The following is a 23,900-nucleotide window of genomic DNA, read 5'->3' as shown; positions in this document are numbered from 1 at the left end:
AAAAATCGCCTAAACCATTGTTTTTATTGTAATAGTTTTTCATTTCCTTCGCCGGGAGCGCATGCGCACTTTTTGTGTGAACCGATCCTGCCGGACGGCCTGCCGTCGTCTGAAAAGTCACGACTTGGCCCGCGGCAACGGGTCAGATCAGAACATGGTTCTCTGGTAGCTCGCCGGACACCGACACTTGGTAGGCGTCCGGGGGTATCCCCGCGCATGCGGGAGAGGAGAAACCTTTCGGTCGCTCGCTGGTGCAGACCATGTCTCAGATCGAACGGGGCTCACCGCCCTCTCGATCAGAATGTCTGGTCCGGGTCATTCCCGCTGATGCGGGACGGGCACGCGGTAACCTGCCCTTGGCAGCTACAATACAGTGTCCGCGCCCGCTGGTTGAGTGCGGAAATGAACGCATCGGCACCTGTAGCTTTTCCGCGGCACTCACTATCCCGGCAAAATTATTCGAGGGATTTTGCTGAGACGCTTGGAAGTGGCGCCTTGCCCGCATCAGGCTCCGACCTGGATCGCGAGCATCCAGATACCCATCCCGAGCATCACCAGGTTCTCGGTCAGGGAGACAAAGCCGAGTGGCACGCTGGACCCACCCCCGACACAGGCGCAGGTCAGTTTCCGCTTGTCGACGTAGACCGCCTTGATGACGCTGACCGCGCCGACGGTGCCGATGAAGATGCTGACCGGAGCGATCAGCCAGATCAGCGCGCTCCCGCTGCCGATCAGGGCCATCATCCCGACGCCCGCATAAAGCTCGGCGAATGGATAGGCATAGCCATATGGGACGTACCGCCGGGCCAGCAGGTCATAGCCCAGAAAACCGTTCACGAACCCCTCTACATCCTGGAGCTTCTGAATGGCGAGCGCGACCATCGACGCGGAGAAGAACCATTTCAGCCACTCCAGCAGGGGCACAGGGAACCCGTCGTGGAGGTTCACCGTGATCGCCAGCGCCATCAATGCGGTCGAGGCGAAGATCGCCATCACGGGCGTGTAGCTTGTCTCACCCTCTTCCGGCACCTTGTAGCCGAAGTGCTTCTTGAGGTCGGAGTAGCCACCGATCCGCTCGCCATCGATGAAGCTCTGCGGCGTGGTGTCGACCCTGTTGGCCTCCATGAAATCGTCGACCTCCTCACGTGAGCGCAGGAGATTGTCGTCGACCTCGTAACCCTTGCGCTTCAGAAGCGAGAGCGACTTCAGCCCGAACGGACACAGGTGTCCGGGCATTGCCATTCGATAGAGCGATGCTGTCTTTGCGCTGCTCTTCTCGCGAGCGGCGGCAGGGCCATCGGCAATGCTTGCCATAACGAAATCACTCCAGAACGGTGGACCGCGCGATCACCGCGCGCCTCGAGATTGCGGATCGGCTCACCCGCAAAACGCGCCCACCGGCTCTCGCGTTCCAGGGCGACCGCTGCGGACGATCCCTCCAGAAAGCGAAAGGGCGCGCCTCATCGGCGCGCCCTCCTGTGCCTTGCTGGTGCCGTTAGGCCGCCAGGTCGAAGCCCGCGACCTTCGGCCAGGCCCGCGCGCGCACGTCCTCGAAGGTCTGAAGCTTCAGGATCTCGCCATCACGGAAGACTTCCTCGAGCGCATCTGCGCCCGGGGGGATCTCCTCGAGCCGGGCCGCCACGAGCCGCCCGTCCTTCATCATGGCGCCCTGCCGGCCGCGCTTGGACTTCTTGCTCCCGCCGGCGGTCTTGGGATCCTTGAACACGTCGAGCCATTCGCCGTTCAGGCGGATCGCAGAGGCCTTCATCGCATAGCCCAGCGTGTCCCGGTTCAGCTTCTGGAGCAGGCCGCCGCCCATGCCGAAGGCGATGTTCCCGAGCGCCAGGCCCCGGTCCATCATCGCGTCCATGATCTCGACGATCGAGTCCTTGTCGACGCCATCACCCTGGATGACGCGGACCTTCTCGCTAAGGAGCCGGTAGCCGGTGGGCGTCTCGGTGTAACCGAAGCACTCCATGAGGGCCTCGATGACGGCAGGCACGATCTCCACCGGATCGCCCGAGTCCGGCCGGACCACGAGCACGCCATCCCGCGCGAGCACCATGTCCCGCAGCTCGCCGCCCCAGTAGTCCCTGATCGCCCGGAACAGGTCATAGCTGTCCGAGACGCAGGAGATCAGCCCGGTCGGGTTGTCGGCCAGGAACTTGCGCATCTGTTCGAGCTCGCCCGCCTCGCCGAGCGCGGTCATCGTGCTGTGCTCGGTCGCGGGGATCGAGAAGCCGGCCATGTCCGCGCCGTAGAAGGTGCGGGCATAGGTGATGCCGGCTACCGTGTCGGTGCCGAAGCTGTTTACGAGGTGAGCCGCCCCGCCGAGGCCCGCGGCCACGGCGCTGGTCGCACCGCGCGCCCCGAAGTCGTGGAGCTTGAACTCGGCGCCGGCCTCGGTGCCGTCGGTGATGGCCAGCCGCTTGCGGATCTCGCCCATCACGTGGTGCGACAGCGCACCGACCGTCGCGGGGTACCAGACCGCCCGCAGCAGCCGCGTCTCGAGATAGGACGGCAGCCACCAGCAGGCGGGATCGGTGTTCTCGATCCGAACCTGGGGAACCGAGACCGGGGCGAGCGTACCCTCGGGCAGCGCGCTGATGGTCACCGGCAGGCGTCCGCCGTGCACGTCGATGATGTGCTGCCAGCCCTTCACGTGGATCCCGAAGCCGTGCGCCTTGAGAAACTGTGCGGCCTCGTCGAGCATCTCCTGGGTGACGAACACACCCGCGAGCTGCGCGAGTTCGACCTGCAGGCCGAAGAACAGCGCGTAGTCGATGTCACCCCAGGGCTTGCGCGCCTCGATGTAGGACGAGACGATCTCGGTGCCTTCGGGGTACTGGCTGAAGTGGGAGAGCTTGTAGCTGTCGGTGTCGAAGATCGGGTTGTCGAGAGCGACGGCGTTCGCGAAGAGCGCGGCGGGTTTCGTCATTTCCATGTCCTGTTCCTCCTCGGATGGACGGTTGTCGGAGCCGGACCTCCCGGTCTCCGGATGCTGCGGCTGTCTGACCGCCCCTTTTTCGGGGAAGGCCGGGGCGCCGCGCCCCCTCTTGCGTCAGCTGCGGTAGCCGAAGCCGTGTGCGCCGGCGACGCGGCGCTCGGCCCTGAACTCCGCGATCGCGGCTTCCGCAGTCTCGCAGGCGGCCGGGACGCCGGCGGTGCGCGCGAGGGTCGCGAGGGCCGCTTTGACCGTCTCGGCCGCGGCCTGTGCCTCGAGGGTGCGGGCGGTCATTTCAGATCCCCCGCATGCGCCATCAGAATGCTCGAGTAGCTCGTCGCCACGTCGGGCACGAAGTGCTGGATGATGTCGAAGTGGTCCTCGAACATCTCGCCCGGCATGACTTCCGAGAGCGGGACCCAGAACGCCTTCTCGGCGTCGTCGGACCCCTTCACCTTCGCCAGGTCCTCGCGGTCCTGGAGCTCGAAGCAGAAGGCTTCGGTCCGCACCCAGCCGCGCTCGGAGCGCTCCGGATGGTCGAACACATGGCGGCCCCTCAGGCGCCCCTGCAGCGCGCCTCGGGGCGTGTCGAGGCGCGTCTCCTCGTAGAGCTCACGCACGGCAGCCTCCTCGGCCGTCTCCCCGCGGTCGATGTGACCGCCGGGCAGCGCAAGGGTGCCCTTGCCGGGCTGGACGCCGCGGCGGACAAGAAGGATGTGCCCGGACTGGATCACGACCGCATCCACCGTGTTGATCGGGATCGGGTAGCCGAAGATCTCCTCGGCGGCCGCGGTGTTCGCGCGGTAGCGCCGGATGTAGGCGCCTTCGTCCCGGATCGCCGCGACGGCGTGCGCGCTCTGCTCCATCCAGGCGCTGACCTGGGCGATGTGGCGCGCGCCGAAGCGGCTGGCGATCTCGGACGGATCGCGCTCGGGGAAGAACATCTCCTCGCGCAGGTCGGTCGCGTTGATCACGTTGCCCTCGTGGGCCTTGGGATCTGCCGGGAGCATTTCCCATTCCGGGAACCAGCGCAGGTAGCGAGACGAGGCGTCCTTGTCGAAGCCCGTCAGCACGATCTCGGTCTCTCGCTCGGCGAGACCTCGGGCCCGCATGTAGAGCTTGACGGCGGTGCGTACGTTCGAGGCCCAGGAACGGTCGTTATAGAGCGTATCCATCAGCGGCAGGACGTCCACGGGGAGATCGATCCCCTCGACGCCGGCCTCGATGAAGCCCTTGCGTTCCGCGTAGGTGAAGGGGTTCTTCCAGCTGCGTGGCCGATAGGCGCTGCCGACGAGCACCAGAGCGCCGTCAGCCTTTCCGGAGAGGCTCTCCAGAACGCCGCGATGACCGATGTGGAAGGGTTGGAACCTGCCGATGAACACGGCGAGGGTGTGGCGTGTGTCGCCCATCCGGTGCGTCCTCCGCACTGTATAACCGGAACAGGACCTCCCTGCTCCTGAGAGGAGAATAGCGCCCGGACCCAGCATAGGGAAGTGGTATTTTTCGCAAAACGCGGGAAGTGCTCGCGCGGCTCCGCGACGATCTTAGCCCGGGCGCCGGTTTCTGCCTTGAGCTCCTTTTTCCAGTACGGATGCAGCGCGTAGATGGTCACATCGGGGCTCTGGAGGAGCCAGCTGCGCTTTGCCTGCCGTCACCCTCGGTGGAAGGAGCCCGACGGGTCCGGCGTGAACTGCGCTGACAGCGGTGCGGCAATCACCGCCAGGGTAACGCCAGGGATCAATCGCGCTTTCATCTGGAATATTTTCTTTTTCTCAAAGCGAGAGCTGCAGGGAGGTAGCCTGCAGCACCCGGCGCGGACGGGGCCTCAAGCGGGATCGGGAACACGCTCCCCAGTGTCGTCTCGCGCCAATTCACTTCTCGAAGCAAGCAGTGTGCACCCGTCGCCAGGGCGCCACGGGAGGCTCCAGATGCACTCCGCCGCCGCTTCGCAATACTCGACGAGCTCGCAGTCGGCCAACTGTCCGTCACATTGATCGACTCGATCGGTCGGCCCTCGTCGGTGGAAGGGTGCCTGGAGCTGCAGGAGACCTCGTCGTGACCGTCCCGGGTCAGGATGATGCGGATCTCGACCCCTGGCACCTCGGGCGCCCGGTAGATGTCGATCTCGCCGCCCTCGGTGACGCGCGTCGCCACGCGGTCGACCGTGCCGCGCCTGAGGGCCTCTTCCTCGAGTCTCATCAAAAATCTCCCGTTCGGTCGTCTTTTGCGAAAAATACGGGATCGGTTCTGTTTTGGCAATAGCCTGATCGAGAGAGTCCGTGCCTGGGGCTGTTACAGCCGTTACGCGCTTGTAACACGGTTTGTAACAGCGCAAGTCCCTGAGAAATAGGAGTATTTATATATCTGTTACAGTGTTACAAAGATAAAGAGATATATGTATATAGAGACTCACACATTCTCTCATTCTCCCCCACTCTCCCCTATACACATTCATGGGGTGTAACAGCCGTAACATTGTAACACGGCCTGAAATATTATTGTAATCAATTACTTAGCTGTTACAAGCCGTGTAACGAGGATGCCGGATTCACGTAACGCGGGGCCGACTGAGGAACCCAGTGATGCAGTCACGCCTCACATGCTATCCGAAGACAGTTCTTGGTGGCGTCGGCTTGCGAAAATTAAAACTCTCATTTCGAGTCCTCTGGCGTCTCGCTTTCCGCCGCCTGAAAGTACCGCCCGCGCCGGGGTGCCAGGCGCTCCATCCGATCCGGATCGAGTTCGCGCAGCGCATTCCAGCTCAGCAACGGGGAGGCCGTGGCCTCGCCGCTGTAGCATTTGTATCTCGGATACCCCTACCCAGCTCGTCACCTACGACGGCGGCTTTCACGCAGACGAGGTCCTTTCGACGACCGTGCTCCGTGATCTTTTCCCCGACGCGGAGATCCTGCGAAAAGGGGGCGCCTGAGCTCACGGCGCCCCGGCCGGGCCGCATCGTCTACGACGTCGGCTGGCGTTCGACCCTGTGCTGAGGCTCTCCGACCACCACCATCCCGGTGCTGAAAAGCGCTTGGACGGCGGAACGTAGAGCTCGTTCGGGCTGATCTGGCGCGCCTACGGCCGCGGATGGCTCGAGACGCGCATGCCTGTCGAGATGGCCGCCGAGATCCATGCCGCTCTCGACGAGGAGCTCGTCCGGCCGGTGGACCTCATGGACAATGGCGAGATGCCGGACCGGGAGGGAACCGGCTTCAAGGGGCTCTCGATCTTCTCGGTCATCGGGGATTTCGCGCCGCACTGGGCCGAGGACAGCCGCGAGACGCGCGATATCGCGTTCATCGAGGCCGTGAACTTCGCCGCAACCTTCCTCGAGGGCCGGACCCGCAAGGTCCGGGCGCGGCTCGAGGCGCGCAACATCGTGCGGGACGCCGCGGCGGAGGCCGGCGAGGAAGCGGTCATGACCCTGCCCAGAGGCATGCCCTGGCACGAGGCTCTCATCGGCGAAGGCGGCTTCGAGCACATCCGTTTCGTGATCCATCTCCGCGATGACGGCACCTGGGTGGTGAGCACCGTGCCGGTGGAGCCCGGAAGCTTCGAGACGCGGCTGGACCTGCCCGAAGCCTGGGCGGGGCTCGAGGGAGAGGCGCTGCAGCGCGAAAGCGGCATCGAGACGGCCGTCTTCTGCCACGCCAAGCGTTTCATTGCCGTGACCGGAACGGGCGCGGATGCGGAGAGGATGGCCCGGAAGGCGTTCGAGCTGGCGCCGGAGGCGCTTCTCCAGCCGGAAGCTTGAGAGCGCCGCATCAGGGAAATTGAATGCATACAATTACATCACGCGCCCAAATCGTCGGTCTTAAATCGGCCTGGGCGCGTCGAATGACCGCAAGTATTCCCCATTCAAGTCAGATCGACCCGCAATTATCTACGGCTCGTTTTCAGCCAGATGAGGAATTGTGAGATGAGCGATCTCGGTGTCGAGGGCAGGTCGGCAAAAGTGGCCGTGTGGAACGGGCTGCGGGAGAAGTGCCCGTCATGCGGAAAGGGGCCGCTGTTCAATCGCTACCTGAAGGTAGTCGACACGTGCGGGCACTGCGGTACGGAGCTGCACCACCACCGCGCCGACGACGGTCCGGCCTACCTGACGATCCTCGTGGTCGGGCACATCTTCGGTTTCGCGCTGCCGGTGGTGTTCGAGTACATGCGGGACGATCCGGTGACGGTCGCGGTCCTGCTTTGCGCAGTGGCGACCGCGCTGTCGCTCTGGCTCCTGCCCCGCCTCAAGGGCCTCGTGGTCGGCTACCAGTGGGCAAAACGCATGCACGGCTTCGACGGGGCGCCCGCTCCGGTGCCGGCGCCCCTGGACTAGGCTTCAGTCCGCCTGCGGTCCGAAGAGATCGACGATCTCGATGTCATCTCCGCTTACGGGTGTCCGGCTCAGCACGAGATGTCCATGCGTCTCCCCATGCGTGTCGGCCGCCGACATGAGCGCAACGGCGCGCCGGATGATCGTGGCACGGTCGACGCCTGCCTTGCGCGCAAGGCGGTCGATGAGCCGATCGAAGTCCTCGGTGACGGTGTTTACGACGACTGGCATGGGTCTTCCTCCATGTTTCGGATGACGAGGGGCCCGCGGGGCGCTTTCGCCCGGGCCTCAAGGGCCTTCGCGTTCTCCCGGCGCAGGTCGTCGCGCGCGAGAGCGCCCTGCCCCCTCTCCGTAAGCCACCAGTGATCGTCCTGCAGCTTTCGGCGCCGGGCTGGTTCGGCGCGGCCCAGTCACCCGTCTTGACGAGCGCTAGGAGCGAGGCGGAGAGCCGAGCCTCGACGCAGATCCCCTCCTTCCCGCGCAGCCAGCGCAGGAAGTCGAGCTGCTTTCCGGTAGGCTCGGCGACCATCAGTCGGAGCCCCCGGGCCAGCCGCCCATGCGGCTCTCGCGAACCCAGGTGATCGCGGTGACCATTCGGTGATGGCCCCGTCACGAAGGAGCTCGGCCACCTGATCTGCTACATTGCGATCCTCGCGATCGTGGCGGCCTGGCTGCCGCTGCGCGCGGGGCGCTTCGCAACGCGGATCGGCGACATCTCCGCACTGGCGCCCCATGTCGCGAACGGGGTCGACGGCGCCGGGATCTCGGACCTGCGCGATGCGGCATTGCCACTCGCGGCCGCCGCGGCGGAATTCGCCGGCGGAGCGCTGGCGATCTTCCTCCTCGCCGCGATCATCGCCGGCGGCGGCCAAGGACCCCTGGTCTTCGCTCTTGAGCGCATCCGCCCGACGGCCTCCAAGCTCAGCCCGATCAAGGGGCTCGGCCGGCTGTTCGTAGCGCAGAACCTCGTCGAGTTCACCAAGCTCTTGATCCTCATCGCGCTTGCCGGCTGGATCGGTTTCCGGCTGCCCGACTGGCTTCTACCCGGCGGCAAGGTGATCCCCGAGGACATCCCGGTGATGATCGCGTCCCAGACCGAACTGCTACTTGTGCTGATCTGCGCGCTGATGATCCCGATCGCGATCGGCGACTTCATCTGGAAGCAGCTCAGCCACCATCGCAAGCAGATGAGGAGCATGAAGGAGGTGAAGGACGAGCACAAGGAAAGCGAGGGCGATCCGCACATCCGCGGCAAGCGGGAGCAGCTGCGCCGCAAGCTCTCCCAGTCCCGCATCGCCGAAAGGCGCGCCGCCGCCGAGGATTGCTCCGACGGGGGCAGGATCGTGGCGCGAGGCCGGCATCGCCGAGGAACGGGCCAAGCACAGAGCCCTGACCTGGTTGTGCAAGTCGGGTAAATGCCGGGGGAAAACCTCGTAGACCGGCGGCGTGGGCCAGGGAACCAATCCCCGGACTGCGCGCCGACTAGGGTTGCCGGTCTCGCCTCGCGATCCAGGATTTGCGAAATATCCTGGACCTTTTCATTCGCCTCGTGACAGCCGACACAGGGGAATCTAGTGTCGGACTGAATTCTCCAAGGTGGATTATCGTTGATACGCGCATTTCTCTGGATCGTCCTTTCCGCACTTCTACTCAGCCTGGCCTGGGAATTACTACCTCACCGCGTGATTGATGTGGTCATTGTCGATGGCGAGCGCCTCGAGGCAGGTAGCGAAAAGCTGGAGCGGGTCTCGCCGCATATCATTGGCCTGAATCGCTCAGGCCCGCTGTGTCATCTCGGGGATATCGTTGCGGGGAAAGCGAGCGAAGCCTGCCAGGACCACTGGAATTTCGACCGGACGGCCTGGAGAAATGCCAACACATCCCCTCGGACGTGCGACCTCAGGGAGGGGCGGACCTATCTGGATTTCGAGATCTCCTATCGCGGGTACGTGACGCTGCATGCGGTACGTCTCGGACTCGACTGCGAGACGGTCCCGTTCGCTCAGGCGACGCTCTATGAACAGGTGAAATTACAAAGAGTCAGGACCGGCCTTCTCACGCAGGAGGACCGCGCCCATCATGTGGAGGTTAACGCGGAGCTCCACTTCCTGCCCCCGCTCGAATGGAACAGGAAGGCAGGCGGTCGCTACCTCGCCGTCAAGACATCAGCCGACGAGGGGCTCAAGCGGGTGTTCTGGGGATCCGACCTAACCCGGATCGAGAGGCCCAAGCCGCAAACGGCAGCCGGAGGGTCCGGGAGGTCGACGTCGAGTAACTCGGGTTGGAGCCTCTTCAGGTCCTCCCCGTCGCTTCCGACCTCCGATCCGCGCTGGAGTGCCGCTGCGATCGCCCTCGGCAGGGCGAACGCAAGAGGGTGCGGGGAATTCACCGTGACTGCCTCCGGCAGGGCTCACTGCGTCGACTCCGGTGAAACGTGGACCATCGACTTTCGAAATAAAAGAGCTTGGCGCTAGACGCCTGATAGGGTCCGGCCCGGGTTTGAGAATCCCGGACTCGCCTGATATTCTTACCCGCCGAAGATGTCAGGATACGGGATGGAGGCTCTCGAAGTCCTTCGAACCGGTGGCGCTGATCTCCTGGCCTGGCGATACGAGGTCTCCGGACCGGTAACCGGACGCAAGCCTCGACACATCTGTTTAACGCTTAACTATCCGCCCTGCGGCGGACATGCCGGAGTAGCTCAGCGGTAGAGCAGCGCTTTCGTAAAGCGACGGTCGGGGGTTCAACTCCCTCCTCCGGCACCAATTGCCTCCAAGTCTCTCCCGGCGCTGTAAGCATGCCTACTCACCCCGCGATATCGACTTCGGCTCGACGGCGAACCTCTTCCAGCCGCTTACCCTTCAGGTGCGCTCGCCACCAGCCCCGTTTGTTGATGAGCTCGGCCCGGTGCTTCGCAACACGTAGCCGTAGTGCCCGTCCACCCTTCAGGTGGATCGCGTAGCATCGGGATCCGGGCTTGTCCCAGGAAGCGGAGGGATACATGATGCCGATGGCGCGAACCTGATCCAATGGGATCCGCGCGCGCTCGAGGAGCGCGACCGCGATTGGCGCCGGCGTCAATTCGACGGTGGATGCACGTGCATCTGCAATCTCCTCATCGCTTGCCTTCAGCGGGGTCATCAGGAAGGCTCTCATCTTCTCGAGGCCGACGATATGGCCCGAAGGCTGCTCAGGATGAAGCACGGCGAAGCCCGGCACCCGGCAACCCCAAAGCGACTGCCCACCGGCAAGGGTCAGCGACCAGGCGGTGACATCCTGGCCGAGGTAGAGAAAGTCCTGCCCGGCATGGATCTGGTAAACGGTATGCTGCAGCCCATTGGAGCGCGCGGCGAGATTGAATCCTATACGATTTTCATCGAGGAGCTGACGATGCCAAACACTCGTAACCCGGCGATTGACCCGCTGGTTGCGGTCCGCATCGCGCTTCAAAAGCCGCTTCATGCAGGCAGTGTACGCGCGGTCACTTAGAGGCGTGACGAGCGGCCGTATCCAAGCATGAATGGCCTCAGGATACTCGTCACTCTCAGAGAAAAAGGCGTCATCCAGCGCCTTCATGTCCGGTACCGGGCCCGCATCGGATTGTGATTTCAGTGTCTCAAGACACGTGGCGAGCATGTGCAACCCGCCGCCCTTCAATCCGGCAATCGCACGCTCGATGAGCGCCGGGTCCAAGCGGCTGTTGTGCGCGAACTGCGCGTGCCCCCCATTGTTGACTTCCCCGACGTAGACGTCCGCGGCGCTGATCTGGAGAGCCTCCGGCAACAAGTCCTCAGGGAGGTAACCTCCCTCGCCAATCATGCGCTCAACGAACTCGATCGCCGCTTTCGGCAAGTCGGCGACCTCGGCGCCTGCTGCGACAGTTCGGTCCGGGACCGGGATGGATTTCGAGGTGAGTTTCAATCTGCCAAACATCAATCCGACTTCCGATAGCTTCAATGATTTGCTTCTCGGTGGACGGTATCGCACACAACCTTTTCGAGAAAGCCGCGCAAACCACACCCACCCAACATCATGCATCGAGCGGGGTCTAGCGTGCGGCTCCCCTTCATTCTTGCCGGCATAGCTCAGCAAGGTAGAGCGCCTGCCTCGTAAGCAGGATGCCGGAGGTTCGATCCCTCCTGCCGGCACCAAAACCGCCCCCGTGGCGAAATGGCAGACGCGCCAGCTTCAAATCCCGGTGCCGAAAGATGTGCCGGTTCGAGTCCGGCCGGGGGCACCAGTTCGATCACCAAAACGCTTCGAATTTTCGCCGCATTCTTGCGCATATTGGCCACGGATTCCAAGGAAAGGCATAAAAATGGCGCTCGGGATGTTCAAGGTTATCGCAGGTGATTTCGCCACAAAGGGCGACCACCAGTACGCAAACGGCATCTTCCACCTGAAATCAGATGGCAAGTTCTTCCGCGAGAATATCCCGGAATCCGACATCGAGGTGATTGAGGAAACTTCCGAGGAGCAGATCCGGACCGCGGGCGGATCCATAGGCTGGGGGATTGCAGGCGCAGTTGTCGCGGGCCCGCTTGGCGCGGTCGCCGCAGGTCTGATCGGTGGGAAGAAGGATGCCGTCACCTTCATCTGCAAGTTCAAGGATGGGCGAAAGTTCATCGGTGTGATTCCGAGACGCGATTTCGAGAAGATTATGGCTCCACGACGCCTTGCGGAGATCTGAGGGTGCGCGCGCGGCGAAGTTCGACCATTCTCAGTGGTAACAAGCACCGAAACCATAGCGGAATTTTTTCTCCACGGTGCCAAGATGGCCCTGATGGCACCAAATGAAGCTTAACGCATTGCCCCTGCGGAAGCTCGCACCTTAACAGATTTTTGGCGGCTTAGCTCAGAAGGGAGAGCGCCTCGCTTGTACCGAGGATGTCGGCGCTTCGAACCCGTCAGCCGCTACCAGAACTCCCGCGATCGGCTCTGTCGAACGTGGGAACCGTCCGTAGGCCCTTGGCGGTATAGCAAGTCCCGCTCAACTCTCGCGTCCGTGGGGGTGCGCGCCAATCGCGCGGGGATCATATGGCGCGGGGTCCAACCTGCGCCGGCTAGCGGGCTGCCAAAATTTCACTCACCCAATCCGAAAGGCTACATGATGGGGTATTCTGACGCCCCCCGTGCTCCATTGCCCGATCGTCTAGCGGTAGGACAGCAGATTTTGGCTCAGGCGGCTGTGGTTCGAATCCACATCGGGCATCCATATTTCGAAAAGTCGGTCTCAGCCGGAAAGGAGAGCCGTGATGGCGCCCGGGCGCTATCAGCCTGACCGGAGGATCTGGGGTCAGTCAGCCCTGCTCGGCCATAGCGCGAGCACCGCCAGCGCCGCGAGCCCGGCGGGAGGGGCGAGCGCCACAGCGCCGCCCAGAGCCAGCGGCCCGATGACCCCCGGCAAGCCCATGTCCCGTGCCCGCTGCATTGCAATGATGAACTGCACCGGGAAGAACCAGCCCATCACGCCGACAAGCACCAGGAACGAGAGCGTCGACGGCTCCGCATCGAACGCGGCCGCGGCGGCTCCGCCAGCTGCCTCAGGAGCGACCGCCAGGACACTGGCGACGAAAATGGCACCGGTCAGTGCGACGGCAGCAGCGTAGCTGCCCCTGCCCCTTCGCATCCTCGGCGAAAGGTAGCCTCGCCAGAACTCGGCGCGCGCCGCTGGCTCTTCCCTCACGACTGGAGCAGCATCATCGGCCTGCAAGGGAGCGGGCTCGGCCGACGGCCGGGCTTCCCGCTCAGGTCTTGCCGGCGACTTGGAGCGCAGCCGCTTCAATTCTCGATCCGCTTCGGCGCGGATGCCTTCGAGGGCCGCGATGCGCTCGGCATCCTCCATCGGCAGCTCTTCGGCAGTACGCACCTCCACAGGTGCCTTGGCGGCGGACTTGCGCCGGGTGACGGTCTTGGGCTTTGGCGCCGGCTTGTCCAGCCGCTCGCGCATCGAGAGGCCTGTGCCGGGGATCCCGGCAGTGCCGTAGACGCCACGCTTGCCGAAGTTGACGCTTGCACCTCGCACCCCGACCGTGGTGCTCACACCGCTGCCGGAGAAGTTCAGTCGAACTCCCGGCATTACTTTCACCGATTTCCGGAATCGCAGGCCCATCGAAATCTCCCCAATAAATGATGCCGGGTTAACCCGGGCTTGGGGCGAAATCGTGGCTGGCCCGCCTTGTCCATTACGACTTGCAGCCTTGGCGCAGCGGTAGCGCGCCCCGCCGACACCGGGGAGGACGCTGGTTCGATCCCAGCAGGCTGCACCATCCCTTCTGCTGCGGTAGCTCAGTGGTAGAGCACCTTCCTGGTATGGAGGATGTCGCGCGTTCGATCTGCGCTCGCAGCTCCAGAACGAGAGAGCCCCCGCCATTTTTAGCGGGGGCTTTTTTGTTGCTCAAGCCGGGATCGGATCCGTGGCCATACGGGCCGCGTCCGCATCGCGGATGCGATCAAGCTGGCCCGGCCGCTGGAAGAGAATGCTCGTCGAGCGCCCCTCGATCTCCGCGTGCTTCACGAGGAGTCCCATGTCCGCACGGCAGACGATATCGCCCAACTGGAGATCTTCCTCCATGAGACCGAAGACCTCGGAAACGAGGCTGGTCGGTCCCCAGTCGGATCCCATGTGATCATCAAGAAAATCGTCCGCTTGCACAGGGCTCAAGTTCGCGTCGTCCCACTCCGAGAGGGAATGACGCGGCCCATCTGAACGGATGAAGCATGGCCGCATGGCCTGCGTCCCAGGCCTGTAAGCTCCCCCGAGTCCAAGGACCGCCGGCCGCCGGCTCCCCTCGACAGTGAAATAGTCCGCGCCATGATCCGCCATCAGCCCGAAGAATCTGTCGAGGGTGCCGTGCAGGGACGAGCCGGGCTCGATCCTGCCGCGCATGTCCCGGATCCTGGTCGCCCGGCAAGCGATCTCGTAGAGATCGACCTCGAGGCCCCTGACCAGCTCCCTGACTGGCCGCTGCGAGAGATCGGACAGACGGCTCCAGAACCGGCCGCTGCTCAGCTCGACACACAGCGGACCGCGAGACTGCGCGAGCGCCGCACAGATTGCCGCGTGGGTCTTGAAGCCGAGCCCGTGGGCGAGAGCTTCTGAGATGTGGGAGGATTTTGCCGCCTTCGGCGTCCGCCGCAGGCTGACCAGTTCACGCTGGATGGCCTTGCGGTCGAAGGCAGAGATCTGGATGGTGAGCATGAGGTGCCCTTTCGGAAAAGCGCGCCGCTCCATTGCCGTTTAACGAGATGCGCAATCCAAAGAGTGCACTTCGAGAGATGTCGTGATCGACTGACGTATTAAGTCGGCAAGAACTTCGGACGTGCTCCGGATTGGCAATCTGGCAATGCCCGCCTCGGCTGTCAAGGGACACATCGCCATTCACCGCGCCTTCCCCGCGCATGCGGGTTTGCCAGGAGCAGAAAGCCTCGCCGCAGATCTCGATCGGCTCATCCCCGCACATGCGGGGCACACCAGCGGGCCTGTTATTCTTGTTCTCGTTCTTGTTCTTCGTGAGCTGAGAGATGGAGGTCCGTCTTCCGCGGCTGCCCCTCCGAGAGATACTCTATTTGGTTTTTCGCAACCCATCAAGCGTGAATGACACCCTTGCCAGGCCGCCATCGGGCGGCCGATAACTCCTGCGGGGATCACGGGTGGCAGAGCGCATGGAAACCAGCTGGATAAAGGCACGCCTTTCGGAAACGGGACGCACGCAGGCGGAGCTGGCCGCGCACCTGCGCGTCAGCGAGGCAACCATGTCCAAGATCCTCTCGGGGCACCGGCGCCTCCTGGCCGACGATGTCGTCAGGATCCGGTCTTTCTTCGGCGAGGCGGCGGTTGCTGCGAGCGCTTCGGCACCGCCCCTGCGGATTGCCGAGCTGCGCGCCGAGCGCGGGATGACACAAGGCGATCTTGCTGCAAGGGTGGGCCTCGAGCAGGCCACGATCTCGAGGATCGAGACCGGGCGCCGCGACACGAGCGGCTCGGTCCTGGCCTCGATCGCCGCCGCCCTGGCCGTGCCGGTGGCCGCCCTCTTCGACCCGGATGCTCCCGTTCCGCCGGGCCGGTCGGAGAGCGATGTCGAGGAGGCCTACCGGGCGCTCGGTCAGGTCATCTCCCGACTTGCGGGATCCGAAACCGACCGCTCCTCCGAGATCGCGGCACTCGCCTCGGCGCGGAGGATCCTCTGGGAGCTCGGACAGCAAGGCAGCGGCTGACGGTCGCGGTAGCGATTTGCGAATTTACCAAGGTTTTCTCTTTACTCACAGATCGCCTTTTCCTATCCTGCAACTCCCGGCGGCAATGATAGCGGTTCCTTTTCCTTTATGTGAAAAAGATACCGCAGCCGATCCTTAAGCATTTCGCGGGCGATGATCGCCCGATGGACGCCCATGTAGTCTACAAGAACTTCCCCCGCGAGGTTCTCCAGATGTCCGAGGCCTCCTATTGGATCCGGCAGATCTGCATCTATCTCGGCGCTCCCTACGAGACGATCGCGCAAGAACTGGAACCCCGCCCGAACCTCTCCGAGAGCGTCGAGCTGAAGGTTGTAGCGCCCGCCCCGGACGGGGCACTCGAAGCTCTGGCGCACACGCCGATCAGTCGCTCGGTTTCCTGACGCTTGCTCAAGAAGGTCGTTTACCTGGAGTGCCTACGCCAACTTGACGGCCTCCGGCTGGATGCCGGCACCTTCGGCTACCGCTCAAATGGAAGCTGGGCGGCATCGGCCGCGATCTTTGCCGGCCTGCCCGCGCAGTTCGATACGACCTCGGCCACGGACATCCTCCGGGGCGGCGCGACGGGCTCCACGAGATCGATGTCAAGTTGAGGATCCCTGCCCATTTGGAGAAATTCTCGCGCCCCGAACGGCGCCTCCTGGTCGAGGCACTGGAGCGCTGCAAGGACCTGGAGGGCGATTTCGGCCGCCGGCGGGAGCCATTCAAGCGACTGCTTTCCAGGCTTCACCCGGCTGACTTTCGCGCGTCGCTTGTCATTGCCGCCTATGGCGACCTGATCGCCGGATCGAAGGGCGGCTGGGCGGGCCTTGGATCAGGCCGTGACTGAGAGGCAGTGGGCCTCTATTGGCAGATTTCTGAAACAAATCGTCATTGGGAATACCTTCTATTCCAGAGCCCAATATTTAGGCCGCAATCAATCAATTCGCCACTCACCGAAATGTCGGGCGGAACGTAGATGATCTCAACGCTTCGCTCATCACTTCGACAAGTATACAATCCTCCTTCAATCTCCACGTCCCTCAATAGAACGTATTTGGGCTCTCGGTAATAGTCGTACCATTGCGATCTGGCATTACAGAAATCAGGATGCACCATTGGTTGCGCCCCCTGGCGCATCACCCCGATGAACTCCTGCGCACACAGGAAGTCAGCCACATCCAACGGCGCGTCAACAAGGGCGCCATCAAAGTACAGTTGCTCCAGAAACTCATCGAGATCGTCAGTCTTGGATAGCTTCGCGGCCTCATGGGCATTTGGCGGATAGCCCAAGTCCGGGAATTCAGCGAACCTCTGAACTGTTTCGCCAAGCCAGCGCCAGCCCTCAGATATCCTTACCGACTCTCGCCCTATGCCCACCCGATCCTCGCCACGCATCAGCCGACTCACGGACGCGAGACCTCCGGATCCCAGTTCCTCGAGAGAGGAGTTCACCCGGGCCAGGATCGGCCCCTCTTCAAATACTCTTATAGGGCCCGTGTAAAAGCTGACCTCGTGCATGATTGAGTTTGCGACTTCCTCCTCCGCCCAGCATCGAGAGAAAGGCCGCCGCTCACCCGAGGGCGCATGCGAAAGGCTGAACAGCATCGTGTCGATCGGGAGGCCCGCCACCAACGCGGGCTGTTCTCCAACCAGTATGACGAAGTCCAGATCGGCTTCGGGTTCAACGGTGAACTGCCAGATCGTGGGCGTCGCGCTCGATACCAGTATCAGCCCTGTTGGAGCGCGGGACTCCTCCACATAGACTCGCTTGATATCGTGTCCCGGAAAGTCGGGGTTTTCGAACCTGCTGTCCCCGTAGGACGTCACGAGATGAACCTCGACATCGGCCAGCATCACGAGGTCCGGGAAGCAGGGATAACCGGCCGCCTCCGCTCCCGAAAGCCGCGTCTCGAGTTCGACTTTCAGTGTCTCGATACCTTTCAGCGTCTCGATACTTCGCCGGGCAGGATTCGCTGCTGGTGTGTCGACATTGGCAAATGCCACCCCCAAAGCGCCCCCTGTCAGGTAGAGGAGCGCCGACAGGAGCAGCGGCAACCCTGACTTTCTTTTCAACTTGCCCTCACTTTCGGTAGATCACTAACCACGTTCAGTGCTGCGTCCTCGCCTTGGCAGCCCCCCTTGAAATCAGGAGACCCACCAGGAGCAATGTGTGGAGCCTGGGCCCACGTCCCAGCCTCTACTTCTTCCGTTACATCGAGCACGCATCGGACAAAGGATTCGGCCTTCCTTGCGATTGCGGCCAAGTTGTTCAGGGGCTGATCCGGGCGCCTGTAAACCCGCATCCGAAGGCGAATATGCTCATCTGGCGGATAGGCACTGATGACCGTGCAACCATTGACCATCAAGGAGTCTTCAGTGGTACCGCAAATTGCATAGTAGTCGTCGGCGCCGACTGGGGCCAAGATATAGTGCGTGTCTGTATAGCGGTGCACCCGGTATCCCGGCACCTTCAGCACCTCCGGTATCGACCTGCCGGCCTCGGTCAAGTCAGGCTTGCTTGGGTGCCAGACGTACTCCGCCCCTGAAGCCGCTGTCTGGATATGCACCACCGTCGGGGACAGATCAGCGTCATCCCAAAGAGCCTCTTGTATCCAGGGGACACGATTGATGGGGATGAAACGATCACTCCTCCTGATCCTGCTGGCATCTGCCCCCATATCAAAAACCCGGGATCCCAGCGCGATAAGGGACGTGTTCTCTGGAAGCTCAGCCGCGTGAGCAAGGCTGGAAGGAGTCCAGATGAGCGGCGGCAGGGAAAGAATCACAACCCTCAACAACCTCTGGAAAGCATCCCCACCCCTCATCAAGCCTCACCTCCCCAGTTTGCAGCCCTTCACGCTTGCAGTGTCAAACTCTTGTGAAAAGGTGGCGTCGAGCCTTTCGAGTACGCAGCCTATGATAGCTTCGTCGCTCCAATTCACTTTCGGAAAGTGACGGGCAACACTGTGGGTAGCCGAATAGTAGAGCTCCATCGCCATGCGATCACCGGTAGAACTCAGCGTGGCGATAGCCGCGTGCTGCCTTATGGCATAGATGAGCTGCGAGAGCAGATCCGCATTGCAGAAGTCGGAAAGGACGAGTGCGCGCTCTGCAAGATCAAGATTGACGAATGCCTTCTCCGGCTCTCCTTCCTGTAGAGAAAGAAAAGCAAGACGGATCTGGCTGACACCATCGACCCAGGCATCCGGGTCCATGGTTCGCCGCAGCCACTCTTGGTCGAAGTCTGCGCCTCGCAGTTCAGTCATAAGGCGCTCCGATGCCTCGAAATGCTCCGGCTGGAGGTCGTTGCAAGCCATTCCCACCCCAGGGGCCAGAATTCCAGAGGCCAACGCGAGAACTCGCAATGAAGCGCGCATTGGCATACTTGACCTCTTTCTCTCGTCGGTCTCACCTAACGGCTTGTCGAGCATCACCTTTGGTGACCCACCTGCCAAATACAATACCCCCCGATCCCCTTCGTCCAGCATTTCCCAAAGCGTAGCTATCTCTGAATCCGCAGTCATCAGATCGCTATTCGAAACATCAATGCTTGACACCAATACAACTCCACCGCCTTATGAGCATCACATGTACCCACTAATATCAATTAATCTAGCAATCACTTGAAAAGGATAAAGATTCATCAATAAGACCACGAACGCCCGCGACTATTCTGCGCCAGGATTTCTTCGAGTTCCCGTTTGTTGAGATGATGGCCATGAAGGCGACGGGTCCCACCATGTCATGCATTGTCATCGAACATCGATCCGGCATGGCTACCGGGCAGAAGACCACGACGTTGTCCGGTGACCCAGGATTTGAGTGAAATGCATCCTGATGAACCCCCGAATTGCACGACCCGGCGGTGTCGATCAGCTTTCTGAAACCGCTCTCGGCGGCAGCAAAGCTGCAATGACCGGAGTACGTACCATCACCGAGACCACTGGATAGTCGGAACCCCATGAGGCCGAGGGATACAGGCTCTGTGACCGTCTCATCAGCAAGATCCAGCGTGAATGAGGTCGCTCGCCGATCATGGCGTTGGTACTCCTTTGCAGCAGTCAGGACCGGGGCTTGCAAATCAACTGACAAGCAGATCCCATCTTGGGATACGATATGGCCGCTAAGGTTATCCAACTCAGATGCGTGCGCACTTGGTGTCATAACGAACAAGCTGCCCACTGCAACAAGGATTGCCTTCTGGGTTCTACTCTTCGCATCTCCACCAAACCAGAGGTCCTGAATGAGTATGCACGACACGCACCGCATTCGGCTTGAAATGTCCTGAACTCGGTCTCGTGCCGTGGCTAATAGGGTCCACGAACCACGTCCCCGAACCCTAATCGAGACGAGGCAGGGCCGGCCATTTGAGGATACCGGGGCCATGAAAAACGGATCGCACTTCCAAATTTGCAGACTGTCGAATGCGCACCCCGGTTGAGCGACAATGAATCAATATTATTAATTGGGTAAAGGACGGGTAGCGGACCTGTCAACGCTCACGTAGGGACAAAGAGCTGTGCTAAGCAGGGAACGAAACATCGAAAAAGTAAGTATGCCGCGCCCATGCTTCGCCAATCTGCCTACGGAACATGCGTCCTTCTGATCCTTTCCGGGTTCGCGCTCGCCGAACCGACCGATCGTGACCTTGAATGACATGCCGAAAACGTTTTCCCCCGAGTATGAGGCGGGCCTCTATAACTGAAAGAGCGGCCGGGGCTCCATCCACAGCTTCAGGATTGCCACTTCAGGTTGCTAAGTTTTCAAAGCTATCTTGATTTACCCACCATTCGGGCGACTAACCTGCCCGGCCCCATCCTGCAGTAGTGAAGAGATCATCTTCACGGGAAGAAAAGCTGGACGTTTGCGGAAAACTGGGGTTTTTGATCCTGTATGGCAATGCGAAAAATTCACTTGCACGCGCGTCTGGCGTGTCACTCCCGGACCGAGAGAGTGGTTCAGAACCAGCGTTTCGGAGAATTTTTTGAGGATTGCCGCCCTCGTACCGTCAAGCAAGCGGCCTTGCCGGGTCGCGCAAGAGGACTCGGAAATGAGCACGAGTAAGAAGGCCACTCCCGCGCCGAAGTCGCAGGCAAAGTCAAAGCAGGAGCCTCGTCTGCCGTACAACGCCGACAGGGACAACGTTCGCGAGACCATCACGCCCGAAATCGCGCAAGAGCTGCTGGATACCGCGGTCGGCGCGCACGAAGACAAGCGCGCAATCGAGACCTACGCGCAGGCGATGAGCGCCGACAGCTGGGTGATCAACGGTCAGCCGCTCATCATCGACGAGGAAGGCCGCCTGATCGACGGCGTCCAGCGCCTGCATGCCTGCATCCGCTCGGGCAAGCCGTTCGACACCTTCGTTGCTCGCAGCGTCCCCGCCGACATCCTCCACACGATTGATCAGCATCGCCGCCGGAATTACCAGGGCGTGCTCGAGGCGCGCGGCGTCGAGGATGCCGGCACGGTCGTTCGCCTCATGTCCAAGCTCATACGGATCGAGAACGGCGTTCTGGGCCGCGACAGCCAGGTCAGCATCAGCTGGTCGCGCTTCGACCAGGTCCTCGCCGCGAACCCCGAACTGCACGACGCCGTCAAGATCGCGAACCGTTTTTCCAGCGCGTCCCTGCACTCGACCTCCCGGCCCACGCTCTGCTTCATGGCGATCCTCGCCGGAAAGCGGGACGAGCTCGAGAGCTTCCTGCAGCAGCTGACCTTCAACCACACCGAAGGTCTTGAGAGCCCGGCGCGCATGTTCGGTATCCAGCTCGGGATGTGGCACAACGCGGCCAAGGAAGCGCGCCGCATGGGCCGCACCAACAACCAGCCCGTAGATACCATCCTCGCGCACGCGATCCTGCACTTCAACGCGTACTGCCGCGGCGAGAAGCTTTCCGCACCGCTGACCTGGTCGCCGGACTATGGCACCCGCGAAGTGGTCCGGACGGTCAACGGCAAGGAGAAGGCCGAGAAGGTCCCCGCGACCGAGTCCGACTTCAACAAGAAGACCGCCCCGCCGAACCTGGGCATGCCGATGATGGACGGGTATCCGGGGCTTCGCGAGGGCCGGTTCGATCCGTCGAGCAACACCGATGAGCTGGCCGGCGAGCTGGCCGAGATCGTGCATACCGGTGCGGAGCGCAAGGCCGACGAGGTCTATGTCACGCGGATCACTGTGACGCCCGACATGGCCTCCAAGTGGCTCTCCCCGAAGATCAACCGGAAGAACCGCCGGACGCAGAAGAACCACGTCGCGGCGATCGCGCGGGACATCAGGAACGGCAACTGGATGATGAACGCCCAGCCGATCTGCTTCACCAAGGATCCGCTGAAGGAGTATCCCGCCGGCGAGGAGCCGCGCCTGCTGAATGGCCAGCACCGGCTGCTCGGTATCCGGGACGCGGACATGCCGGTAGAGTTGCCAATCGCGGTCAACATTCCGGAAGAAGCCTTCGCGACCTTCGACACCCATGCCAAACGGACCGTCCGCAAGGCTGGGCCCAAGACGGATGACCGGGTTCTCGTGGCCGCCGCGCGCTTCCAGTACAAGGAAGACAACCAGATCCCGTTATCGAGCAGCGATACACTAACGCTGACTTCGAGCGAACTGCTCAAGGTGATCGAGAAGCATCCGGGCATGGCGGACAACTTCGCCCTGGCCCGCAAGGCCGGCATGAAGCAGCTCGGCTCGGCCGGGGTGATGACCTACTTCCTCTACCGGGTGAAACGTGAACACCCCGAGCTTGCGGAAGAGTTCCTGAGCAAGATCGAGACCGGCCTGAACATCACCGATCCGCAGGACCCCGCTACCAAGCTGCGGCGTGAACTGGCGAAGACCACGCCCGGCTCGCGCGGCCGCACCCGGAAGGAGCAGATCGAGGCGCTGATCTCACACTGGAACGCCTATGTCCGCTGGGCGACATCCAAGTAGGAGAATGTAGCCCAGGCCAAGAAGACCGAAGCCCCCGCCGAGGAGGTGCAGGACAACCTGTTCTGAGCACGTCGCCAGCGAACGCGACCTCTCAAGGGGTGGGCCGGGTGGAAACACCCGGCCCATTTCGCTTTCGGACGGTTGACCGCCGCGGCATTGCCGTGTTCAATTCCGAAGCCATTTAAGTTCAGGATTTCAATACCATGAAGCGTCTCCCCGTCAGCGACCTCACTCCTTGGGACCGATCCCTGCTGGCGCGCTACCTGGACTTCTACGAGGATCTGGCCTCCGGGCGCAGGACGCCCTCGAATGCTGCCCAGGCCCGGTTCGTCGAGGTCGCCGCGGGTCGGGCGCAGCCCCGGTCGCAGCACGAACTCGCCTATTCCCGCTACATGGAACACTGTCGGAAAGAAGCCCTTCCAAGCGGCCTCCCGGCGCCGGCCGAGATCGTCGAGGCCATCGACGAGATCGAGGGGGCCGAGCTTCATCCCGGCCTTTCGCACCGCGTGGGCCTTGGCATTGGAAAACTGCAGAGCGGCTTGCGAAACAGGGCGGCTCGCTTCAAGGATCAGGGCAGCCAGGCTGCGATGTGGGTCGCTGCGATCACGGCAGACTCCGAATGGGCGAGGCAGGTGGAGCGCTGGTCGGCCGAACAATTCAACACGCTCTCGAATGCCTACACCCAAGCAATGGACGCCGAGTTCCTTCAGAATGCTGTCGGCACGCCGATCACGCACAGGATCCTCGATGGCGGCCACTCGCTTGCCGGCTCCTGGGATGCGGCGCGACAGGCGCTCGCGGACGACAGTTTCTGGGCCGAGCTCCGGGGCTGGGCAGGCGCTTATGCCTCCGACCTCGCCTCCGTCGTCGGCATGCCCGTCACCACGCTTTCGAGCGAGAGCCTTGCCTGGCTTGAAGAGACCGTTGCGGTTCTCGGCATCAACCAGGCCGAACTGGTCGACGCGCTTTCGCTCAACGCGGTCGAACTTGCTGCCACTGCGATCCCCGCCCTGGCAGCGCTACTCAACTGGTCCGAGCCTGAGAGGCAGGCGTTCGCGCGCTTCATCGGCTCCAGCGGCATCGCGGCGCTCGCGTCCGCCAACCCCCTGCTCTTCCTGGTCTCCCTCGTCTGCGCCGCGCGTGCCTTCCATCAACAGAGGAAGAAACCCCAGGGATTGCGCCAACTGGCAGCTGACGTCGCGAGCGGCGGGGCCCTCAGCGGCGTCGTTCTCGCGACCAGCGCCGTGGTCGCCGGCCCCGTTTGGGTGGGCATGGTCGCAGGCATCCTCGCGGCCATGCTCCTCCAGAAGGCGGGGAAGTCGATAGATGCCGCCGCGCTCATGGCGGCGATCGGCCGGATGATCTCGCGAGCACCGCGTCGGGCCGGCGGCATCCAGCCCGCCAGCGCGTGAGGGAGAAAAACCTGCTTGTGCCGGATTTGCGAAAAACGTATTGTTGCTCCATTAGCGAGTGACAGACGT

At 62.4% G+C, this 23,900-nt stretch carries 20 protein-coding genes, 7 tRNA genes and 2 pseudogenes; 17 read left to right on the top strand and 12 right to left on the bottom strand.

The window, feature by feature from the left end; genetic code table 11:
- Positions 1-504: 504 nt before the first annotated feature.
- From ACW9UR_RS23940 to ACW9UR_RS23920, 5 genes are all read right to left on the bottom strand, one after another.
- Positions 505-1,314, bottom strand: coding sequence for a MauE/DoxX family redox-associated membrane protein (locus ACW9UR_RS23940; protein WP_458919601.1), 810 nt, complete (start codon positions 1,312-1,314; stop codon positions 505-507).
- Between the two features lie 181 nt (positions 1,315-1,495).
- Positions 1,496-2,944: a nicotinate phosphoribosyltransferase gene (locus ACW9UR_RS23935; RefSeq protein ID WP_458919600.1), complete on the bottom strand. Its 1,449-nt coding sequence runs from the start codon at positions 2,942-2,944 to the stop codon at positions 1,496-1,498.
- Positions 2,945-3,061: 117 nt separating this feature from the next.
- Positions 3,062-3,238 carry a hypothetical protein gene (locus tag ACW9UR_RS23930; RefSeq protein ID WP_458919599.1) on the bottom strand — a complete coding sequence of 59 codons (177 nt, stop codon included), beginning with the start codon at positions 3,236-3,238 and terminating at the stop codon, positions 3,062-3,064.
- On the bottom strand, positions 3,235-4,353 hold the full coding sequence (locus tag ACW9UR_RS23925; RefSeq protein ID WP_458919598.1) for an NUDIX domain-containing protein: 1,119 nt from the start codon (positions 4,351-4,353) through the stop codon (positions 3,235-3,237). Before ACW9UR_RS23925 ends, ACW9UR_RS23930 begins: the two co-directional genes overlap by 4 nt.
- Before the next feature lie 340 nt (positions 4,354-4,693).
- Complete coding sequence (locus ACW9UR_RS23920; RefSeq protein WP_458919597.1) at positions 4,694-5,143, bottom strand: hypothetical protein; 450 nt, start codon at positions 5,141-5,143, stop codon at positions 4,694-4,696.
- 340 nt (positions 5,144-5,483) lie between these two features.
- Between ACW9UR_RS23920 and ACW9UR_RS23915 the strand changes: the two are divergent.
- A pseudogene (locus ACW9UR_RS23915) lies at positions 5,484-6,698 on the top strand (MYG1 family protein).
- Positions 6,699-6,863: 165 nt separating this feature from the next.
- Positions 6,864-7,271, top strand: a complete 408-nt coding sequence (locus tag ACW9UR_RS23910) for a DUF983 domain-containing protein (RefSeq protein ID WP_458919596.1) — start codon at positions 6,864-6,866, stop codon at positions 7,269-7,271.
- A 3-nt stretch (positions 7,272-7,274) separates the two neighbouring features.
- Here the strand turns inward: ACW9UR_RS23910 and ACW9UR_RS23905 are convergent, their stop codons facing one another.
- The gene (locus tag ACW9UR_RS23905) at positions 7,275-7,499 is read right to left on the bottom strand and encodes a ribbon-helix-helix protein, CopG family (protein WP_458919595.1); all 225 of its coding nucleotides are present in this window, start codon (positions 7,497-7,499) and stop codon (positions 7,275-7,277) included.
- 377 nt (positions 7,500-7,876) lie between these two features.
- Here ACW9UR_RS23905 and ACW9UR_RS23900 point away from each other — a divergent pair.
- The 3 genes and pseudogenes from ACW9UR_RS23900 to ACW9UR_RS23890 form a co-directional block, all read left to right on the top strand.
- Positions 7,877-8,683, top strand: a pseudogene (locus tag ACW9UR_RS23900) (EscU/YscU/HrcU family type III secretion system export apparatus switch protein); the annotation flags it as partial.
- Between the two features lie 192 nt (positions 8,684-8,875).
- Positions 8,876-9,742 (top strand): hypothetical protein, encoded by an 867-nt coding sequence (locus tag ACW9UR_RS23895; RefSeq protein ID WP_458919594.1) that lies wholly within the window; start codon positions 8,876-8,878, stop codon positions 9,740-9,742.
- Positions 9,743-9,958: 216 nt separating this feature from the next.
- A tRNA-Thr gene (locus tag ACW9UR_RS23890) sits at positions 9,959-10,033 on the top strand.
- 40 nt (positions 10,034-10,073) lie between these two features.
- Here ACW9UR_RS23890 and ACW9UR_RS23885 read toward each other — a convergent pair.
- Positions 10,074-11,225, bottom strand: a complete 1,152-nt coding sequence (locus ACW9UR_RS23885; RefSeq protein ID WP_458919593.1) for a DMP19 family protein — start codon at positions 11,223-11,225, stop codon at positions 10,074-10,076.
- A gap of 117 nt (positions 11,226-11,342) precedes the next feature.
- Here ACW9UR_RS23885 and ACW9UR_RS23880 point away from each other — a divergent pair.
- The 5 genes from ACW9UR_RS23880 (at position 11,343) to ACW9UR_RS23860 (ending at position 12,483) form a co-directional block, all read left to right on the top strand.
- A tRNA-Thr gene (locus tag ACW9UR_RS23880) sits at positions 11,343-11,419 on the top strand.
- Between the two features lie 5 nt (positions 11,420-11,424).
- Positions 11,425-11,508, top strand: a tRNA-Leu gene (locus ACW9UR_RS23875).
- 78 nt (positions 11,509-11,586) lie between these two features.
- A complete protein-coding gene (locus ACW9UR_RS23870) occupies positions 11,587-11,958 on the top strand; it encodes a hypothetical protein (RefSeq protein WP_458919592.1) in 372 nt (123 codons plus the stop codon).
- A gap of 154 nt (positions 11,959-12,112) precedes the next feature.
- Positions 12,113-12,188, top strand: a tRNA-Thr gene (locus ACW9UR_RS23865).
- 221 nt (positions 12,189-12,409) lie between these two features.
- Positions 12,410-12,483, top strand: a tRNA-Gln gene (locus ACW9UR_RS23860).
- Between the two features lie 81 nt (positions 12,484-12,564).
- Here ACW9UR_RS23860 and ACW9UR_RS23855 read toward each other — a convergent pair.
- Complete coding sequence (locus tag ACW9UR_RS23855) at positions 12,565-13,380, bottom strand: DUF4236 domain-containing protein (RefSeq protein ID WP_458919591.1); 816 nt, start codon at positions 13,378-13,380, stop codon at positions 12,565-12,567.
- 82 nt (positions 13,381-13,462) lie between these two features.
- Between ACW9UR_RS23855 and ACW9UR_RS23850 the strand changes: the two genes are divergently transcribed.
- Positions 13,463-13,537 (top strand) — tRNA-Val (locus ACW9UR_RS23850).
- Positions 13,538-13,545: 8 nt separating this feature from the next.
- Positions 13,546-13,620: transfer RNA gene (locus tag ACW9UR_RS23845), tRNA-Thr, on the top strand.
- Between the two features lie 45 nt (positions 13,621-13,665).
- Here the strand turns inward: ACW9UR_RS23845 and ACW9UR_RS23840 are convergent.
- Entirely contained in the window at positions 13,666-14,469 is an 804-nt protein-coding gene (locus tag ACW9UR_RS23840; RefSeq protein ID WP_458919590.1) for a hypothetical protein, read from the bottom strand.
- 464 nt (positions 14,470-14,933) lie between these two features.
- Between ACW9UR_RS23840 and ACW9UR_RS23835 the strand changes: the two genes are divergently transcribed.
- The 3 genes from ACW9UR_RS23835 (at position 14,934) to ACW9UR_RS23825 (ending at position 16,332) form a co-directional block, all read left to right on the top strand.
- On the top strand, positions 14,934-15,485 hold the full coding sequence (locus ACW9UR_RS23835; RefSeq protein WP_458919589.1) for a helix-turn-helix domain-containing protein: 552 nt from the start codon (positions 14,934-14,936) through the stop codon (positions 15,483-15,485).
- A gap of 164 nt (positions 15,486-15,649) precedes the next feature.
- On the top strand, positions 15,650-15,886 hold the full coding sequence (locus tag ACW9UR_RS23830; RefSeq protein WP_458919588.1) for a hypothetical protein: 237 nt from the start codon (positions 15,650-15,652) through the stop codon (positions 15,884-15,886).
- A gap of 224 nt (positions 15,887-16,110) precedes the next feature.
- Entirely contained in the window at positions 16,111-16,332 is a 222-nt protein-coding gene (locus tag ACW9UR_RS23825) for a hypothetical protein (RefSeq protein ID WP_458919587.1), read from the top strand.
- A 41-nt stretch (positions 16,333-16,373) separates the two neighbouring features.
- Here ACW9UR_RS23825 and ACW9UR_RS23820 read toward each other — a convergent pair whose 3' ends face one another.
- From ACW9UR_RS23820 to ACW9UR_RS23810, 3 genes are read right to left on the bottom strand one after another with little or no spacing between them, the layout of a single operon-like run.
- A complete protein-coding gene (locus ACW9UR_RS23820; RefSeq protein ID WP_458919586.1) occupies positions 16,374-17,540 on the bottom strand; it encodes a hypothetical protein in 1,167 nt (388 codons plus the stop codon).
- A 14-nt stretch (positions 17,541-17,554) separates the two neighbouring features.
- Entirely contained in the window at positions 17,555-18,310 is a 756-nt protein-coding gene (locus tag ACW9UR_RS23815; protein WP_458919585.1) for a hypothetical protein, read from the bottom strand.
- A 6-nt stretch (positions 18,311-18,316) separates the two neighbouring features.
- On the bottom strand, positions 18,317-19,042 hold the full coding sequence (locus ACW9UR_RS23810) for a hypothetical protein (RefSeq protein ID WP_458919584.1): 726 nt from the start codon (positions 19,040-19,042) through the stop codon (positions 18,317-18,319).
- A gap of 1,493 nt (positions 19,043-20,535) precedes the next feature.
- Between ACW9UR_RS23810 and ACW9UR_RS23805 the strand changes: the two genes are divergently transcribed.
- Together ACW9UR_RS23805 and maoP are read left to right on the top strand one after the other, a co-directional pair.
- On the top strand, positions 20,536-22,419 hold the full coding sequence (locus ACW9UR_RS23805; RefSeq protein ID WP_458919583.1) for a hypothetical protein: 1,884 nt from the start codon (positions 20,536-20,538) through the stop codon (positions 22,417-22,419).
- A 203-nt stretch (positions 22,420-22,622) separates the two neighbouring features.
- On the top strand, positions 22,623-23,831 hold the full coding sequence (maoP, locus tag ACW9UR_RS23800; protein ID WP_458919582.1) for a DUF413 domain-containing protein: 1,209 nt from the start codon (positions 22,623-22,625) through the stop codon (positions 23,829-23,831).
- The last annotated feature ends 69 nt before the right edge of the window (positions 23,832-23,900 follow it).

The sequence above is a fragment of the Halovulum sp. GXIMD14794 genome, assembly GCF_054457455.1.
The sequence above is the reverse complement of the archived record's forward strand: the minus strand, read 5'-3'. Positions and strand labels throughout refer to the sequence as shown.

What these genes read in the sequence shown, in the direction of transcription:
- ACW9UR_RS23840 (WP_458919590.1), bottom strand. Translation starts at nt 14,469, where the DNA reads ATGCTCACCATCCAGATCTCTGCCTTCGACCGCAAGGCCATCCAGCGT.
- ACW9UR_RS23920 (WP_458919597.1), bottom strand. Translation starts at nt 5,143, where the DNA reads ATGAGACTCGAGGAAGAGGCCCTCAGGCGCGGCACGGTCGACCGCGTG.
- ACW9UR_RS23935 (WP_458919600.1), bottom strand. Translation starts at nt 2,944, where the DNA reads ATGGAAATGACGAAACCCGCCGCGCTCTTCGCGAACGCCGTCGCTCTC.
- ACW9UR_RS23930 (WP_458919599.1), bottom strand. Translation starts at nt 3,238, where the DNA reads ATGACCGCCCGCACCCTCGAGGCACAGGCCGCGGCCGAGACGGTCAAA.
- maoP (WP_458919582.1), top strand. Translation starts at nt 22,623, where the DNA reads ATGAAGCGTCTCCCCGTCAGCGACCTCACTCCTTGGGACCGATCCCTG.
- ACW9UR_RS23835 (WP_458919589.1), top strand. Translation starts at nt 14,934, where the DNA reads ATGGAAACCAGCTGGATAAAGGCACGCCTTTCGGAAACGGGACGCACG.
- ACW9UR_RS23940 (WP_458919601.1), bottom strand. Translation starts at nt 1,314, where the DNA reads ATGGCAAGCATTGCCGATGGCCCTGCCGCCGCTCGCGAGAAGAGCAGC.
- ACW9UR_RS23925 (WP_458919598.1), bottom strand. Translation starts at nt 4,353, where the DNA reads ATGGGCGACACACGCCACACCCTCGCCGTGTTCATCGGCAGGTTCCAA.
- ACW9UR_RS23815 (WP_458919585.1), bottom strand. Translation starts at nt 18,310, where the DNA reads ATGAGGGGTGGGGATGCTTTCCAGAGGTTGTTGAGGGTTGTGATTCTT.
- ACW9UR_RS23830 (WP_458919588.1), top strand. Translation starts at nt 15,650, where the DNA reads ATGGACGCCCATGTAGTCTACAAGAACTTCCCCCGCGAGGTTCTCCAG.
- ACW9UR_RS23905 (WP_458919595.1), bottom strand. Translation starts at nt 7,499, where the DNA reads ATGCCAGTCGTCGTAAACACCGTCACCGAGGACTTCGATCGGCTCATC.
- ACW9UR_RS23910 (WP_458919596.1), top strand. Translation starts at nt 6,864, where the DNA reads ATGAGCGATCTCGGTGTCGAGGGCAGGTCGGCAAAAGTGGCCGTGTGG.
- ACW9UR_RS23855 (WP_458919591.1), bottom strand. Translation starts at nt 13,380, where the DNA reads ATGGGCCTGCGATTCCGGAAATCGGTGAAAGTAATGCCGGGAGTTCGA.
- ACW9UR_RS23805 (WP_458919583.1), top strand. Translation starts at nt 20,536, where the DNA reads ATGAGCACGAGTAAGAAGGCCACTCCCGCGCCGAAGTCGCAGGCAAAG.
- ACW9UR_RS23870 (WP_458919592.1), top strand. Translation starts at nt 11,587, where the DNA reads ATGGCGCTCGGGATGTTCAAGGTTATCGCAGGTGATTTCGCCACAAAG.